The sequence below is a fragment of the Micromonospora cabrerizensis genome, from assembly GCF_022230955.1.
Taxonomy (GTDB): Bacteria; Actinomycetota; Actinomycetes; order Mycobacteriales; family Micromonosporaceae; genus Micromonospora; species Micromonospora cabrerizensis.
Window position 1 is genome coordinate 126,732 of record NZ_JAKKFI010000046.1, and the last position, 16,264, is coordinate 142,995.

Genomic DNA, 16,264 nt, shown 5'->3' on the forward strand with positions numbered 1-16,264 from the left:
ACTCGCCACCGAAAGGGGGCCCGGCCCGCAGGCCCGGCCCCCCTTCGTCGTGGGCTGTCAGTCCTCGCCCACGCCGGAGAGCCGCAGTGCCTGGGCGGCCAGCCGAAGCAGCGCCAGCCGACCGTCGGTGTCGGTCGCCGCGGCCGACACCATCACCCCGAGCGTGGTCACCCCCGCCTCCGCGTACTCCCGCATCCGTGCGGCCACCCGGTCCACCGGACCGACCAGCGCCGTCGCGCAGACGAAGTCGAACGGCACCGCGGCGGCCGCCCCGGCGCGATCACCGCTACGGACCAGCTCGTGGACCTTCTCCACGGCACCGTCGAACCCCATCTGCCGGGCCAGCGAGACGTAGAAGTTCCGGTCCGGGTCGCCGATGCCGAGCAGGTACGCGTACTGCCCACGGACCAGGTCGACCGCCGCGGTGGTGTCGTCCATGATGGCCGTCGGCAGGCAGGGCATCGTCTCGAAGCCGTCCAGGGTGCGACCGACACGCGCCCGCCCGTCACGTAACTGCGCGACCGCCCGGGCGGTCAGCTCGGGTGTGGTGAAGACACCGACCCACCCGTCGGCGATCTCACCGGCCAGCCGCAGATTGCGCGGACCGACCGCAGCGAGGTAGATCGGCAGGTCCGCGCGCACCGGCTCGGTCAAAACGTGCAGCGGGGCGCTCCCGGCCCCGTCCCGGGGCAGGCGGAAGTGCCGCCCGTCGTACCGCACCGGCCCGCCGCGCAGCGCCGCGCGGACGATCTCCACGTACTCGCGGGTGCGTTGCAGAGGATGGTCGAACGGGACCCCGTACCACCCGTCGGAGACTTCCGGGTTGGACACCCCGAGGCCCAGCCGGAAACGGCCGCCGCTGATGGCGTCGAGGGTCGCGGCGGTCAGCGCCGCCAGGCCCGGCGTACGGGCGGGGATCTGCATCACCCCCGACGCCAGCCCGATCCGCTCGGTGCGCCCCGCCACCAGGCCCAGCACGCTCGCGGCGTCGGAGCGGTACCCCTCGGGTGCGAGGGCGATCGTGTAGCCCAGTTCCTCGGCGGCCTGGGCGAGCACCGCCGCGTCCTGGTAGACCAGATTCACGGCCAGCTTCATCGGCGTCTCCTTACGGCGTCTCAGATGAGGTGGGCTCCGCCGTCCACCAGCACGACCTGCCCGGTCATGTAGGTCGCGGCGATAACGCCGGCGACCGCCTCGGCGACGTCCCCCGGGACACCGACGCGACGCAGCGGGGTGCTCTGCCGCACCTTCTCCGCGATCTCGGTGAAGGACGCCGTCCATGGCGTCTCGATCAGGCCCGGGGCGACGGCGTTCACCCGGACCTGCGGTCCGGAGACGTTCGCCAACAGGCGGGTGAGGTGTTCCACGGCGGCCTTGCTGACCGCATACGGGATTGAACTGCCGGCGGGCCGGCTGCCGGCCACCGACGAGATGTTGACGACGCACCCGGCACCAGAGGCGCTCAGGTGCGGCATCGCCGCCACCGTCGTCTGCCAGGTGCCGACGAGGTTGAGGTCGAGGATCTCCCGCCAGACCTCCGGCGTCACCGCGGCCAGGTCCTGGTGCGGGATGAAGCGGGTCCGTCCCGCGTTGTTGACCAGAATGTCCAGCCGGCCGTACGTCTCGACCGCCGTCTCGATCAGGCGGGCGGCCTGGACCGGGTCGGCGACGTCGGCGGCGACGTACCGGGCCTCCGGCAGCGCGGCGGCGAGCTCCTCGCCCGCCTCCCGCGACCGGACCGAGTTGACCACCACCCGAATTCCCTCGGCGGCCAGCCGGCGGGCGACCGCCGCGCCGATGCCGGAGGACGACCCGGTCACCACCGCGACACGCTTGTCTGTCATGTCGTGCTCCCTTCGCTATCCCTGACCGGCCGCGGCGCGGGCGCCGGATCACCACCGGCACCCGCGCCGCGGACCATCGCTGTGAGGTCAGCCGACGGTGGTGCTGCTGAACACCACCGGCGCGGCCGGGTTGCAGTCGAAGGGTCGCTGCACGCCCTCCAGGTCGGTGCGCACCCAGCTCCAGGACGGGTCGGTCAGGCTCGTGCCACCGGTGGCGGTCTGGGCCACCCCGCTCGGGCCGGACAGCAGGTAGACCGTGACGGTGGGCAGATCGAACGGCACGCTGGCAAGCAGCGGCCCGGCCACGGTCAGGGTCAGCGTCCGGGCCACGGAGTCGACCTTCACCTGCGGCGGGGTCGATCCGAGGTTGAGCCCACCGGAGAGCTGGTGCCAGAGGTACCAGGCGTTCGCCGGCAGCCGGTACTTGACCGTGACGTTGCGGACGTCCTGGTTGAACGTCGGGTCTGGCGTCCACTGCTGCGGGTCGAGGGTCACGCTGAACGGCCGGTACGCGCCGACCCGCTCCGGTGCGGTCGAGGTGAAGGTCAGAGCGAACGGCACGTTCGTCGAGCCGCCGGGGTAGGTGACGTAGCAGCTGTAGTTGACCGGAGTCGCGGTGGTGACGAGGGGCGTGGTCGTGGCCGTGCCCGTCGCACTCCGGCCGGTGGCGGCGCCCGCCGTGGCGGGCACCGCAAGTCCCACGACGGCGAGCGTCGCGGTGGCGAGCAGGCGACCGGTCCAGGTCATACCAGTGGTCATCATCGTCCTTTCCTAGTGGTGCCCCCGACGGGACCGGCGTGGTCCGTCGGGCGGCAGGTGAACCGTGCCAACCGCGGATCGAGCCTCACTCGACACCGCATCCACACTGGACTCTCGGGGTCAGGTCCGGTTGGTGACCTCGGCGGCGGGGATGCTGCGCCGCAGGGTGTAGGCGACCATCTCCGGCCCTTGCACCCCCGTCATGCCGGTCAGCGTCTGGCGCAGCGCCCCGGCGCGCGGGTTGCTCTTGAAGGACTCGCGGTACGCCTCCTCGCTGGTCCACTGGGCGTAGTTGACGAAGCGGGTGCCGTCGATGCTGAAGTGGTAGTTGGCCGAGATGAACCCGGGGCAGTGTCGGACCCATTCCTCGACGTCGCGGGCCAGCAGGTCGAGCAACTGGCGCTGGGTCTCGGGGCCGTCGGTACGCAGCGTGACGATGGCGATGAAGCCGGCCTCGGGCCGGTCGGTGTCGACCATGGCGTCCCTCCTCGGACGGGTTTGCGGAATCAGTCGCGGCGCAGGGTCTGTGCGGCGTACGCCGCAGCGGCGGGTTCGAACTGGAGCACGACATGGCTGGCGGCGGCGTTGACGTCACGCCAGGCCCGCTGGAGGCCGTTACCGTCGGCCTGAGCCCGGGTGCCGGCGCCGCGGAAGAGTCGATCCACGGCCGAGACCAGCAGGTCGACGGCGAGCGCGCAGTCGCGGCTGTTGCGGGCTGTCTCCAGCGCGGTGACCGCGCCGCCATCGGCCACCGCGGCGACCCGGTCGAGCAGCAGCCGGGCGGCGTCGATCTCACCGGCGCTGCGGGCCAGGGTGCCGTCATACGTCGGGCCGCCGCTGATGCCGTTGGCCACGCTGGTCCGCAGTTTCTCGGCGATCCACGACGTCCAGAGCTTCAGGGCGCCCTCGGCCGCGCCCAGCACCGGCACCGCGAACGCCAGGCCGTTGGCGGCCTTGAGTGGCACCCGGTGGCAGGGCGCGTCCGCGTCGACGGCCCGCCCCCGTGCCACCGCCTCGCGGGTGAAGGACCGCTCGGCCGGCACGACGACGCCGTCCAGCACGAGGGTGTTGCTCCCCGTCGCCCGCATTCCCAGGTTGAACCACGTGTCCACAGTGGTGTACGCGGAGCGGGGCACGGCGAAGAACCGGGCCTCGGGCGATTCGTCGGTCTCCGCCATGGCACAGATTAGTGCCCACTCGGAATACTGCACCGCGCTGACGAACGGCCACCGCCCGCTCAGCCGCCAACCCCCGGGCACCCTCCTGGCCTCGCCGAGTGGCATCAGAGCGCCGACGATCAGTGGATCCGGACCGTCCCGCCACAGCTCCTCCTGGCCGGGGGCGGGCAGGTAGGCCGCCATCCGGCCGAGACTCGCGGTCAGCGACGCGTACCAGGCGGTGGAGGCGCAGCTCTCGCCGATCACCGCGACACCGCGGGTCACCTCGGTGAAGGTCCCCGCGTTGCCGCCCCACCGCGACGGTACGAAGTGACGGGCGAAGCCCGCCTCGATGACGGCCCGGACCACCTCGGGATGCAGTTGCCGATCGGCTTCCGCCTCGCCGGCACGCTTGCCGGCCAGATCGGCGACCTGGCCGGCAGCCTCCAGCAGACCGGTCTGGTTGGACATCTGTTCGCGCACCTCTGTGCCTCCTCGGGCCACGCACGGCTGTCATTGCCGGTCACGTTCTCAGGAGGTGCTCGAGAAGAACTCGACGTCAGCTCGGCCCGAGGGCCGACGAGGTGCGTGCCAGGTCACGAGGCGACGCGGACGTGGGACCGGGCACCGAGCGGCCCACCGGGGCGCCGTCCGGGTGTGGGCAACTGCCCGACGTTGAGCAGCTCGAACTGCATCTGCTGGATCTCCGGCGTGGGCAGGACCCCGAGTTCCTCGTCGAGGATGCGCCGCAGGTCGTGGTACGCCTGCAACGCCTCGGCCCGCCGACCGGAGCGGTTCAGTGCCGTGATGAGCTGGGCGTGGAACCACTCGTTGAGCGGGTACGCGCTGACCAACGCGCGCAGCTCCGGGATCAGCTCGCGGTAGCGCCCGAGCCGCTGCTCGGCCTCCATCCGCAGCTCGATGGCCCTGATCTTGAATTCTTCGAGGTGGGTGATCTGACCTCGCAGGACCGTGCCGGCGGTGACGTTCGCCAGCGCGGCACCGCCCCACAGGTCGATCGCCTCGCGCAGCACCCGGGACGCCTCCTCCAGCCGGCCCTCGTCGAGCAGGCTCCGTCCCTGCTTCGTGAGCCGGACGAAGACCGCTGCGTCGACCTCGTCCTCGGCGACGTCGATAAGGTAACCCGGCGGTCGGGTGACGAGCAGCGTGCGGCCCTGAGGCACCAACTCCTGCCGGGCGAAGATGCGGCGCGCGTGGTAGACGTACGTCTGCAGCGTGGTGACCGCGCTCCGAGGTGGGGCGTCCGCCCACAACTCCTCGACGAGCGAACTCACGCTGACGATTTCGTTGGGTCGGATGAGCAGCAGGGCCAGGACCTGGCACACCTTTGGCGTGCTCAATGTGCAGGCCCTTCCGCTGTCCGCGACGATTTCCAGTGGACCGAGCAGCTTGAAACGCACTGTTCCCCCCGTACTGACTGTTATTCACCGACGGTTCATGCCGGACACTGTCACGCCTGGGCCGGTCGCCAGGCGCACGACGTCGTGCCCCCCGAGAGCAGTTGTATCAACCGCTCCACACAATGACGACGGACTATCGGACTATGGACATTCCGTTGGTCGCCGGACACGAATTGCAATCCAGGCCGAGCATACTCGGCCACCCACCTCAGGCGGGGACAGTGACCTGGGCCACTCTCGCGGCAAAGCCGCGATGAGCTGCGAAAATGCCTACCCAAAGGTCCATGTCCGTCGACGCGTCGCACTATCCGACAGAAGTCGCAAACGCTTTCGCCCAGAGCCAGGTGCCGCGTTATTCCTTGTGCGCGAGAATTCATCGATGCGAAACATTCCCCACCGCAGCAAAATCGCCATGCGCGGAATGCGGCGATGGCGGTGGAAACGACAGCGCGTTCCCACCGCCAACCCGGTGCGTCTGATCAGGCCCAGCAGTCCGGGAGCGACCCCCCGTTGAAATCCACCATTTCCGCGAAAACGGATGAGATATCCAGTGGACGACCGATTTCTCCACCGCGAAGTTCGTCGTACGCCCGGTGGAGGTTACCCACCATCCGCTCGGCGTCGAGCAGGTCGGCGAACTCACCCAGATCGCTGTCCCGGGCCACCTCGAGCGGAGTCAGCCCGGCGGCGAACCCGGCGGCCGCCACCTCCCCGATCCACCGCAGGTACGCCTCGGTTCGGTCGAACACCTCCGGCCCGGTGACCGGGCCGTGCCCGCATACCACCGTCACCGGATCGAGCCGGCGCAACCGCGCCACCGCCCGGAGCGCACCCTCGATCGATCCCATCAGGTTGAACGGCGTACAGCCGGCCAGCACCACGTCACCCGCGAACAGCACCCGCTCCTCGGGCAGCCAGGCGACGACATCGTTCGTGGTGTGCGCCGGACCGACGTGGATGAGTTCCACCCGCCGGTCGCCCTGGTGCACGGTGACGGCGTCGCGGAACGTGAGCTGAGGCAGGACGACCCGGACGTCGCCCCACGCCACGTCCGGCCAGAGGCCGGTCAGGGCCATACCGGTCGCCGCCATCTCCGTCCGGGCCTGCTCATGGGCGACGATCGTCGCGGTGGGGCCGAAGGCGAAATTGCCGAACGTGTGGTCCCCGTGGTGGTGGGTGTTGACCAGGATGCGGCCAGGGCCAGCGCCGAGCCGGTCGACCGCTTCCCGCAGTCGCACCGCCCGCGCCTCGGTGGCCACCGTGTCCACCACCAGCACCCCGTCGCCACCCACCAGGATCCCCGCGTTGTTGAGACACCACCCGCCGTTGGGCTGGGTGAAGGCGTGGACGCCGTCGGCGACCTCCACCAGCCGGACCGTCGACGCTGGTGGGCGGGCCGTCCGGGAGGAGGCGCTCACCGGGCGGAGGCCTCGGTCGTTCGCCCTGCCCTGCGGGCGGCGGCGAACTCGCCGGCCCGGGCAAGCGTGGCGCGGCTGTTGCCGCCCAGCGCCGACCGGACGTACGCCCTGGCGTCGGCCAGGCTGCTCCCGGCGCCGAGCGTCTCGGTCACCGCGCCCGGGTTCATCGCCACGGTGTGGCGGGCGGTCACGACGGCGTCGCCGGCCCGGTCGGTGAACGACCAGGTGCCACTGTGCCCGAGCAGCAACGTCGGAGGTACGAGCTGCTTGTAGGCGATCAGCTCCAGCGCCTGACACACCCGGACCGAGCGGGTGGTGTGCGTGGCCCCCTCCGCAGTGACCGTCTCCATCTCCAGGGTCTGGATGCCCGGCACCTCCTCGATCAGCGCGACGCGCCGCACGTGCGGCAACCGCTCCGCCCAGCGGTCCGCCCGATCGATGAACTCGTAGACGTCGGCCACAGCGCCCGGGATCTCGACGGTGTCCTCGAACGAGAACACCAGGTCCTCGAGCGGCTCGCCCAGTTCGGCGATGCGGGCCAGCGCCCCGAGCTCCGCGGGACTGTTGCGGTGCAGGGCCTCCCGGACCCAGGCGACCGCCGCGGGATCGTCGTCGACCGCGGTGAAGTGGTGCCGCAGCACCACCTCGGTCCGCTCGCCGGGCAGCGACCGGAACAGCCACTCACCGCCCATCGACGCCACCGGTGGCTGACTGCGTTCCTGCTCGAACCGGATCCGGCCAGCGTCGGGCTCCAGCACCCGGCGCGATGTCCATGTCTTCACCTCCCCGTTGACCAGCGCCCAGATCTGGAACCGCTCCTGGCGCCCCTGGTGGCCGAGGTGCTCGACGTGCACGGTCGGCCCGAACACCGCGGGCCAGCGACGGACGGCGGCCACCAGTTCGTAGACGAGGTCGGGAGGGCCGGGGACGACGGAGCTGTGCTCGGTGGTGTACGGCTTCGGACCGCTCATGGCTGGGCAACTCCCGTTCGATCGGTGGGGTGCGTGGGCCGGCCGCCGGCCGGCCCACGCGGCAGCTCAGACGCCGGCTGCGGCCTTGTTCACCGCGTCGAGCACGGCACCGGGCGTCGTCAACCCCAGGACCTCGTCGTCCGGGAGGCGCACCCCGAACCGCTGCTCGATCCGCGCGGTCGTCTCCATCAGGGCGAGCGAGTCGTAGCCGAGTTCTTCGAAGGAGACATCGGCGATGTCGCCCGCTACGGCGGTCGAGTCGTCCTCGCCAGCGCACTCGACCAGAATCCGGCGCAGGTCGTCGAGGGTCATGACGGACATGGTTCTCTCCTCAAAGGTCACGTCGTGCACGTGCAGATCAGACGCGGACGGAGTCCGCTCCGCCGGCGATCCCCCGCAGGACCATCGCCGCGTTGAAACCCCAGCGGCCCCGCGCCAGGACCAGTGCGACGGAGACCGGACGGTTGCGGGGCTCCCCGAGCACCAGGTCGATGCCGTGGTCGTCCGACACGTCCGTCGTGTTCCAGGTCGGTGGAATCACCCCGTCCCGAATCGACAGCAGGGCCGCGACGACGTCCAACGGGCCACCGCCGGAGTAGAGCCGACCGGTCAGCGTCTTCGGCGCGGTGACCGGGACCCGACCCGGACCGAAGATCTCCCGGATCGCGTCGGCCTCGGCCCGGTCCAACTCGGGCAGCCCCGCCGCGTCGGCGAACACCACGTCCACGTCCTCTGGCCGAAGACGGGCGTCACCGAGCGCGAGTTCCACAGCCCGCCGCAACCCGGGCGGCCGATCACTGCCTTCGGGCGGGTCGAAGGTGGCGGCGTATCCGGCGATCTCGCCGTACACCTGCGGCGCCTGCCGCCGGGCGACGGCGTCGGCGCGCTCGACGACGAGGATGGCGCCGCCTTCCCCCGGCAGGTAGCCGCTGGCCGCGGTGTCGAACGGCAGGTACGCCCGGTCCGGGTCGGGCACCGCGCTGACCCGCCCGCTGGACAGGTGTGACAGCCAGCCCCACGGGTCGAAGGAGGAGTCGACGCCCCCACTGACCACCAGGGCTGTGCCACGCCGGGCGGTACGTCGGGCGTGACCGAGGGCATCCAGGCCACCCGCCTGCTCGGCGACCAGCACCGCGCCCGGCCCGCGCATCCCGTGCCGGATGGAGATCTGGCCGGTGTTGACCGCGTAGAACCAGGCGAACGACTCGTAGACACTGACGAACTGCGGCCCCTGGGACCACAGCTTGCGGAACTCCCCATGGGTGAACTGGAAACCGCCCGAGGCGTTCGACGTGATCACGCCCATGTCGTAGTCGGACATCGCAGCCTGGTCGACAGCCGCGTCGCGCAGCGCCCAGTCGGCCGCGGTGATGGCCAGCCGGGTGGACACGTCGGTCTGCGGCAGCAGCCGGTTCGGCAGGTGCTCGGCCGCGTCGAAGTCGAGGATCTGCCCGGCGAGGCGCGCCGGATAGCCGGTGGAGTCGAACCGGGTGAGCGGCGCGATGCCGCTGCGGCCCTCCAGCGTGCCGGACCAGAACTCCTTGACGCCGAGCCCGTTCGGGGCGACCACCCCGATGCCGGTGACGTAGACGGGCTCACTCATACCGTCGCCCCCGCCGACCTCAGCACCATCGCGCTCTGGAAGCCGCCGAACCCGCTGCCGACGCTGAGCACGGTGTCCAGTCGCTGCTCCCGCGCGGTGAGCGGGACATAGTCGAGGTCGCACTCCGGGTCGGGGGTCCGCAGGTTGGCGGTGGGTGGCACCACGCCGTGCTCGATCGCCAGCGCGCAGGCGGCGATCTCGATCGAGCCGATAGCCCCGAGCGAGTGGCCCACCATGGACTTGATCGAGCTGACCGGCACCCGGTACGCGTGATCGCCGAGGCTGCGCTTGAACGCCGCGGTCTCGTGCCGGTCGTTCTGCAGGGTGCCGGAGCCGTGGGCGTTGACGTAGTCCACCGCCGTCGGGTCCAACCGGGATTCGTCCAGCGCGGCCCGGATCGCCTCGGCCATCTCCCGTCCGTCCCGCTTCAGACCGGTCATGTGGTACGCGTTGCAGCGGGTGGCGTAGCCGGTGATCTCGGCGTAGACGTGCGCGCCACGACGCCGGGCGTGCTCGTACTCCTCCAGCACGAACATCGCCGCCCCCTCGGCGAGGACGAACCCGTTGCGGGTGCCGTCGAACGGCCGGGACGCCCGCTCGGGCTCGTCGTTGAGCGTCGTGGTGGCCTTGATCGCGTCGAAGCAGGACACCACGATTGGGGTGATCGGTGTGTCGGACGCACCGGTGAGCGCCACGTCGAGGGTGCCCTCACGGATCAGGTCACTGGCGTAGCTGACCGCGTCGAGGCCGGAGGTGCAGCCGTCCGAGACCATGGTGACCGGGCCCTCGGCGCCGACCGTCCAGGCCACCTCCGCCGGCATCACACTGGGGATGAGGTAATCGAACATGTGCGGCGACAGATACTCCCGGTCGACCAACCACCGGCGCCCGCTGTCGGAGAGCACCAGGTACTCCCGTTCCAGGCTGGTCGCGGCGGCAACGGCGCTGCCCAGGCTCACCCCGATCCGGTGCGGGTCGGTCACCGCCAGGTCGAGGCCGCTGTTCTCCACCGCCTCCCGCGCGCAGACCACGGCGAACTGGGTGGCCCGGTCCATCCGACGGATCTGGCGGGGACTGAGCCCCTCCAGCTCCGCGTCGAAGTCGCACTCACCGGCGACTCGGGACCGGAACGGGGAGGCGTCGAAGAACGAGATCGTGCGGGTCGCCGAACGACCCGAGCAGAGCAGGTCCCAGAACTCCTTGGTGCCGCGTCCGCCGGGAGCACGGACGCCGATACCGGTGATGACCACCCGGCGGCTCACGAGCGGGCTCCCGAGGTGATCCGGCCGGCCCGGGGCGGGGCGGCTGGACCTGGAGTCGGCGGACTGACTGGGCGATGCATCACCGGTGCGTTCCCTTCGCCGGACGTGCACGGACGACGGCCGCCGGGGGTTGCCGCCCGGCGACGTGGTCAGCCTCCGCAACGGCGCTCGAACCGCACTCGAAGATTGGTGGGTCCGCGGTCCAGCCGTCGTGCAGCCGGTGTGGCGCTGGCGCGGCCAGCAACCTCCGCAACCACGAGCTCTATGTGAGACACCGGTACCGGGCAGGACCGTCGATGATCCTCCCCACCCCGGCCGACGATCTGGCGAATGGGGCGCGGGCAACCGAATACCGCCGGGCCGGTCGCCTTTCCGCTTCGTCGCATCAGCCGTGGTCAGCGTATTCAGGTAGGCAGACGCGTCTGAACGCATGAAGGGGGCTTTAAGAACCGGCCCATCGTCGTTGGGGTTCCTGTCGCTGCCGGTGACAGGTCAGTTCGGCCCTTGGCGCACGTCCGTTCCCTGTTCAACGAACGCTTTGAAGTCCTGCATGTGTTGCCGCGACTGTCTGCGGAACGAGCCAGGCATGAGCAGCGCCACCAGCCGCATCAGGAGCCCGTCGAACCGGAACTCACTCTCGCTCTCCCACAGAGTCGTGTTCGGCCCGGCTTCGATGATCCGGTCGCGTTGGGCCTGCCACATGCCCTCGCCGACGATCTCGCGGTCGTAGTGCACGACGACCGAGCTCGGGATGGCGTGCAGGTCTGCGGGATCCACGCGGGTGATGGTCTCGGTGGCTTCCATCCTCTGCTTCCCCGTCTGGAACACGACTCGCGAGGTGGTCCCGACCTGGCCGTGCACTCCGTTCATCGGCTCGTGCAGCACCAGGCCCCGCAGCCACTTTGGCATCTGCGCCGGGTCGGAGATCAGCTGGACCACCTTCTCGCGGGGCAGGTCTATCTCGATCGAGGTGGTGTACTTCATCGCTGGCTTCCTCCGGGGACGTGGAACGCGGTGCTGGCCTCGACCGCGGCCGCCACGTGATCCGGATCGCCGCCGGCAGCCAGGTTAGCTTCGCCCCAGGCCACAGCGCTACGCCTGGCGAACTCGCGGCCCACGGGCGAGGTCGGGAACTCCTCGTGATCGAGGGCCTCGCCGTCGGTCAGGAACCGGGCCGGTGTGAGGAGACGCAGGTCCCAGCCCACACCACCGGCACCGTAGGGCCCCCCTCACCACTCGGGCACACGACCAGCAGGAACTCGCTGATCTGCCGAACACCTCCGCATCTGCCCAGCTCGTCCGCGCAGACGGCGGGGCTCGACTTGGGGTCACTCCTGGGGCGCGATCAGCCGGTCGTCGGTGTTGTCGTGGACCGTGATCACTTCCACCGGGAGCGAGTCGGCGGTGTCGAGGATGACGTCGGCCGGGCGACGACGTCAGCCAGCGGCGCGGACAGGCCGCCGACCAGGCGGACGTGCCCGGGCGCGAGCCGCGATCCGGGCAGGCGAGTCACGATCCGTAAGGGCGACGCTGACGCCTGCACAGGCCATGCTGCCCGCCTGGGTCCTCCCCCGCCCTTGACGGTTTCGCCAGGGCGAGTCTGTCGCGACAGCCGTCGGTCTGCTTAGGGTGTGGCGGCAGCTCAGGCGTTGTCGAGCACGAACGTTCGCATGAGTTCGGCGCATTCGGCCGCGTGTGTCTCCAACAGGAAGTGTCCGCCGTCGTAGAGGTGCGCGTCCATCCGATCGAGAGCGCGGTGGTAGGCAAGGACCTCCTTGACGTCGAAGAACGCGTCGTGCCGTCCCCAGAGCACAAGCGCTGGTGGCTGGTGCGCGCCGTGGTAGTCGGCCAGCTCATCGAAGCGGGCGACGTGGTTGGCGTAGTCGTTGAACAGCGCGAACTGGGCGTCGATGTTGCCGGGTCGTTGCATGCGCTCCCAGTCGAGGTGCCACGATTCTGGTGGCTGCAGGGTGCGCACGCCCTCGGGTAGGCCGGCGAGGTACTGGTCGCGGGTCCCGGAGAAGGTCAACCAGTCCGGCAGTTTGGCGCGCTGGCGCTCGGTCGGGTCGGCCCAGTACGCCTTTGCGTCGTCCCACTGCTCACCGAGGCCCTCCTCGTGCGCGTTGCCGCTCTGCACGATAAGGCCGCGGATGCGATTCGGGGCTCGGGTGGCTAGGTGGTAACCCACCGGTGCTCCGAAGTCGTGCAGGTAGACGAAGAAGCGCTCGACCCCGAGCTGGTCGAGTAGGTGCTCGATCGCCCACGAGAGGTTCTCGAAGGTGTAGTCGTACTCGTCGATGCTCGGTGACGAGGACATGCCGAAGCCGGGAAGATCGGGTGCGATCACGTGTGCGACGTCGGCCAGTGTGGGCATGACCTCGCGGAAGGTGTGCGACGAACTCGGGAAGCCGTGCAGCAGCAGTACGGTGGGCTGCCCGATCCGCCCGGCCTCACGGAAGAACACCTCCAGGCCGTTGATGTCGGCCTGTCGGTGGCGGACCTTCTGGATCGCCTGCATCGCGTCCTCCTTTCACCGCGGACGGCGAGGGGTCGATCGCCGCCTGTCGAACAGCAACCATGCCCATCGTGCCCTGGCCGGGCCTTGGCCCGCTCACATCTGGCGGGAGCACGCATGGGCGCGCCTGCCACGGCGTCCTGGCCAGCAGTGTCGACGTTCGGCTTCGAGTGCAGAGCCGGGTACGCCACCCCGGGGGAAGCTGATCGTATTCAACGAAAGTTGTTTCTCGCCTTCCTCCCGACGGCGCTCGAGCAGGTCCGACCCGCCGACGTCGGCCTCACCGCCGGCACCCGCCAGCCCGCGGGACTCGCCGGCAGCGGCACTGCCGCGCGCATTCCGCTGATCAGCTGAGGTTGCGGCAACCCGACGGTTCAACAACCTGGCGATTCTGGGCCTGAACCCGCCCGCTGAAGCAAAAGGAACCCCGGGCGTGGGCGTCGTTTCTGCCTACGCCCGGGAGCTTGTAATCCTTAAGCCTGCTCGATGTCCGAGAACAGCCCCTTGAACGTGACCTGCGTCCCCACGAGGGTGCCGAAGATATCAGCGGCAACGGTGGTCGCGACCGCTGCGGAGGCGTCCTCGTAGCTGTCGAAGTAGAGGTCGAGCGTCCGGTACGCGGGGGTAGCGGTGCCATCCTCCTTCGGCCACACTTTCGCTGACTCGAGTCGCCGCAGCTTCGGGAACTTCGCTGCGGCAGCCTTCACGTCCGCGTAGGCCCGCTCGAAGTCGTCGGGGCTCGCAGGGTTATCGATGACGATAGTGATCTTGGTGGGCAAGGAACTCTCCCTTGAAGTGGAAAGAATATTTGATCTATTTCCGGAGAAAATTAACGTCGCGGACCTGAATTGGACATAGCGAACGTTCTGTCTTGCCAGTGACGGCGGCTATGCGGGAGCCAGCTCAGTGGCTGCTCGCCTCCCGGAGCGGGAACAGATCGCTGCGAGGACCTCGGGTCCACCAATAGGCACCACGCCCGATCGGCAACGGGGTTCGTCCCCAGTGCACGGTAGTGGGCGGCGAGTCTCGTCCCGGCGCGAACAGCGCTGGGACGAGCGCTCGGTTCACGTCAGCGGCCGTAGGTCTCCAACAGCCGCAGCCACACCTCACTGACGGTCGGATAGGCCGGAACCGCGTGCCACAGCCGGTCCAGCGGGACCTCGCCGACGATGGCGATCGTGGCGGCATGGATGAGTTCCGCAACGTCCGGGCCGGCGAGGGTGAAGCCGATGACCACCTTTCGGTCCTCGTCGACGACCATGCGGGCGTGTCCCTTGTAGCCATCGGCGTGCAGGGACGATCCGGCGACGGAGCCCAGGTCGTAGTCCACCACCCGGATCCGTAGCCCAGCCGCCTCGGCCGCGGCCGCTGTCAGCCCGACCGACGCGATCTCCGGGTCGGTGAAGATCACCTGAGGCACCGCGCGCTCATCGGCCGTCACCGCGTGGCGGCCCCACTGGCCGTCCTCGACCTTCTCACCCTTCGCCCGGGCCACGATCACGTCGCCCACCGCTCGCGCCTGGTACTTGCCCTGATGGGTCAGCAGCACCCGCCGGTTCACATCGCCGGCGGCGTACAACCACTCCCCGCCGCCGACGACTCGCAACGTGTCGTCGACCGCCAGCCAGGCACCCGGCGCCAGCCCAATGCTCTCCAGCCCGATGTCCTGGGTGTTCGGGGTCCGACCGACCGCCACCAGCACCTCGTCGGCTTCCACCTGCTGGCCGTCAGCCGTACCGATGTGAACAGTTGCGCTGTCGTCGCGGCTAACGGAGACGGCCTCCGCGCCCAGGCGTACCGACACACCGGCCTCGCGCAACGACTCCGTGACCAACTCCCCCGCGAACGGCTCCGCCGACGACAGCACACCGTCACGGGCCAGCACCGTCACCGACGATCCCAGAGCGGCGAACGCGGTCGCCATCTCGGCCGCCACCACGCCACCACCGATGATCGCAAGCCGGTGGGGAGCCGAGGTGGCCGAAGCGGCCTCGCGGCTGGACCACGGCGTCGCCTCCCGCAAGCCTGGGATGTCCGGCAGCAGAGCGCTGCTTCCGGTCGCCACGACCACCGCGTGCCGCGCGGTCAGCGTGACCGTGACGCCGTCGACGCCGGTCACCTCGACGACCCGGACCGAACGGATCCGCCCCTGACCGCGATGCAGCGCGATGCCCGCCGACTCGAGCCAGGACACCTGCCCGTCGTCCTTCCAGTGCGACGCGAAGGAGTCCCGCCGCGCGAGCACCGCCGCGACGTCCAGGTCTCCCGTCACCGCCTCCCGCGCGCCCGGCAGGTGGCGGGCAGCCCGCAACGCCGACGCGCTGCGCAGCAACGCCTTGGTCGGCATACAGGCCCAGTACGAGCATTCCCCGCCGACCAGTTCCCGCTCGACAATCGCGGCGGTCAGGCCGCCCTGCACGACCCGGTCGGCGACGTTCTCCCCGACCGGACCGGCACCGATCACGATGACGTCGTACTCGATGGGGGTCATGTCAGTTGCCCTTCGCGACGCGGCCGAGACGGATTGCGGCGATGAGGAAGAAGATGGCACCGGGGATGGCGTAGCCAGCCGCGTTGGTCAGCGACGGGTTGGCCGCGGAAGCACCGGCGATGAAGGACCCACCGGCCAGGACCGAGATGCCGCCACTGATGATCATCGGCCACTGGCCACCCATCTTCCGACGAGTGACAGCCACGATCAACTGGACCAGACCAGCCACGACCGCCCAAGCGCCCCACACCCGCAGGACAGCGGGAACACCGGACGCCCCGGCGACACCCACGCCGACCGCCGTGACCAGGCTGACCGCGATGTTCACGTACAGCAGGGTCGGCGAGCCCGTGGCCCGCGACGAACGGAGGTCGTAGATGGCGGCGCCCACGTCGAACAACGGGTAGAGCACGAACAGCGCCACCGTGAGCGGGCCGATCTCCTTGGCGGTCGCGATCGCCACACCAGCCCAGACGATGGCGAACGCGAAGCGGACGAAGTACAGCCGCCGCAGCGCGGAAGCCGTCTGGGAAATACCGGGCAGAGCAGCAATGGTGGTCACGGGTGACCCTTTCAGCGGAGGGGCTAGAGAGACCGATCGTTCTGTCTTGTAAAGCATGACAGGTGCAATCCGCATCGTCAAGACCGAACGTTCTATCGACTCCGACAGCTCGACTGCTGCACACAACGCCCCCGCTGGCGACCAGCAGACCGACTTGATCGCCGCACCACAACGCGCCCTCGCCCCCTGCGCCGGCGGCGAGGGTCGGTGCGATCAACCTGCCCCGGCGTCGCTTCCCACCCCTCGCCATCGACTGGTGCT

At 69.9% G+C, this 16,264-nt stretch carries 18 protein-coding genes; 1 reads left to right on the forward strand and 17 read right to left on the reverse strand.

Annotated elements, in window-relative coordinates:
* Nucleotides 1–57: 57 nt before the first annotated feature.
* The 14 genes from LADH09A_RS06495 to LADH09A_RS06560 form a co-directional block, all read right to left on the reverse strand.
* On the reverse strand, nt 58–1,095 hold the full coding sequence (locus LADH09A_RS06495; RefSeq protein WP_238643923.1) for an LLM class flavin-dependent oxidoreductase: 1,038 nt from the start codon (nt 1,093–1,095) through the stop codon (nt 58–60).
* 20 nt (nt 1,096–1,115) lie between these two features.
* A complete protein-coding gene (locus LADH09A_RS06500) occupies nt 1,116–1,844 on the reverse strand; it encodes an SDR family NAD(P)-dependent oxidoreductase (RefSeq protein WP_238643924.1) in 729 nt (242 codons plus the stop codon).
* A gap of 87 nt (nt 1,845–1,931) precedes the next feature.
* Complete coding sequence (locus LADH09A_RS06505; RefSeq protein WP_238643925.1) at nt 1,932–2,606, reverse strand: hypothetical protein; 675 nt, start codon at nt 2,604–2,606, stop codon at nt 1,932–1,934.
* Between the two features lie 117 nt (nt 2,607–2,723).
* Nucleotides 2,724–3,080, reverse strand: coding sequence for an antibiotic biosynthesis monooxygenase family protein (locus tag LADH09A_RS06510; RefSeq protein ID WP_238643926.1), 357 nt, complete (start codon nt 3,078–3,080; stop codon nt 2,724–2,726).
* A gap of 29 nt (nt 3,081–3,109) precedes the next feature.
* On the reverse strand, nt 3,110–4,243 hold the full coding sequence (locus LADH09A_RS06515; RefSeq protein WP_308194482.1) for an acyl-CoA dehydrogenase family protein: 1,134 nt from the start codon (nt 4,241–4,243) through the stop codon (nt 3,110–3,112).
* Between the two features lie 113 nt (nt 4,244–4,356).
* Nucleotides 4,357–5,121 carry an AfsR/SARP family transcriptional regulator gene (locus LADH09A_RS06520; RefSeq protein WP_238643928.1) on the reverse strand — a complete coding sequence of 255 codons (765 nt, stop codon included), beginning with the start codon at nt 5,119–5,121 and terminating at the stop codon, nt 4,357–4,359.
* A 539-nt stretch (nt 5,122–5,660) separates the two neighbouring features.
* Complete coding sequence (locus LADH09A_RS06525; RefSeq protein WP_238643930.1) at nt 5,661–6,599, reverse strand: MBL fold metallo-hydrolase; 939 nt, start codon at nt 6,597–6,599, stop codon at nt 5,661–5,663.
* A complete protein-coding gene (locus tag LADH09A_RS06530; protein WP_238643932.1) occupies nt 6,596–7,570 on the reverse strand; it encodes an aromatase/cyclase in 975 nt (324 codons plus the stop codon). The genes LADH09A_RS06525 and LADH09A_RS06530 overlap by 4 nt, the downstream gene beginning before the upstream one ends.
* A gap of 66 nt (nt 7,571–7,636) precedes the next feature.
* Nucleotides 7,637–7,891, reverse strand: a complete 255-nt coding sequence (locus tag LADH09A_RS06535) for an acyl carrier protein (RefSeq protein ID WP_238643934.1) — start codon at nt 7,889–7,891, stop codon at nt 7,637–7,639.
* Between the two features lie 37 nt (nt 7,892–7,928).
* Entirely contained in the window at nt 7,929–9,173 is a 1,245-nt protein-coding gene (locus LADH09A_RS06540; protein WP_238643936.1) for a ketosynthase chain-length factor, read from the reverse strand.
* Nucleotides 9,170–10,435: a beta-ketoacyl-[acyl-carrier-protein] synthase family protein gene (locus LADH09A_RS06545; RefSeq protein WP_238643938.1), complete on the reverse strand. Its 1,266-nt coding sequence runs from the start codon at nt 10,433–10,435 to the stop codon at nt 9,170–9,172. Before LADH09A_RS06545 ends, LADH09A_RS06540 begins: the two co-directional genes overlap by 4 nt.
* A 492-nt stretch (nt 10,436–10,927) precedes the next feature.
* The gene (locus LADH09A_RS06550) at nt 10,928–11,419 is read right to left on the reverse strand and encodes an SRPBCC family protein (RefSeq protein ID WP_238643940.1); all 492 of its coding nucleotides are present in this window, start codon (nt 11,417–11,419) and stop codon (nt 10,928–10,930) included.
* Nucleotides 11,416–11,640: a hypothetical protein gene (locus tag LADH09A_RS06555; protein ID WP_238643942.1), complete on the reverse strand. Its 225-nt coding sequence runs from the start codon at nt 11,638–11,640 to the stop codon at nt 11,416–11,418. The genes LADH09A_RS06550 and LADH09A_RS06555 overlap by 4 nt, the downstream gene beginning before the upstream one ends.
* Before the next feature lie 437 nt (nt 11,641–12,077).
* Complete coding sequence (locus LADH09A_RS06560) at nt 12,078–12,953, reverse strand: alpha/beta fold hydrolase (RefSeq protein WP_238643944.1); 876 nt, start codon at nt 12,951–12,953, stop codon at nt 12,078–12,080.
* A gap of 114 nt (nt 12,954–13,067) precedes the next feature.
* On the opposite strand from LADH09A_RS06560, the gene LADH09A_RS06565 reads away from it, so the two are divergent.
* On the forward strand, nt 13,068–13,304 hold the full coding sequence (locus LADH09A_RS06565; protein ID WP_238643946.1) for a hypothetical protein: 237 nt from the start codon (nt 13,068–13,070) through the stop codon (nt 13,302–13,304).
* Between the two features lie 119 nt (nt 13,305–13,423).
* Here the strand turns inward: LADH09A_RS06565 and LADH09A_RS06570 are convergent, their stop codons facing one another.
* From LADH09A_RS06570 to LADH09A_RS06580, 3 genes are all read right to left on the reverse strand, one after another.
* Entirely contained in the window at nt 13,424–13,729 is a 306-nt protein-coding gene (locus tag LADH09A_RS06570; protein ID WP_238643948.1) for a hypothetical protein, read from the reverse strand.
* Between the two features lie 290 nt (nt 13,730–14,019).
* Nucleotides 14,020–15,441 carry a dihydrolipoyl dehydrogenase family protein gene (locus LADH09A_RS06575; RefSeq protein WP_238643950.1) on the reverse strand — a complete coding sequence of 474 codons (1,422 nt, stop codon included), beginning with the start codon at nt 15,439–15,441 and terminating at the stop codon, nt 14,020–14,022.
* Nucleotide 15,442: 1 nt separating this feature from the next.
* Nucleotides 15,443–16,003 carry a hypothetical protein gene (locus LADH09A_RS06580; RefSeq protein ID WP_238643951.1) on the reverse strand — a complete coding sequence of 187 codons (561 nt, stop codon included), beginning with the start codon at nt 16,001–16,003 and terminating at the stop codon, nt 15,443–15,445.
* Nucleotides 16,004–16,264: the final 261 nt, after the last annotated feature.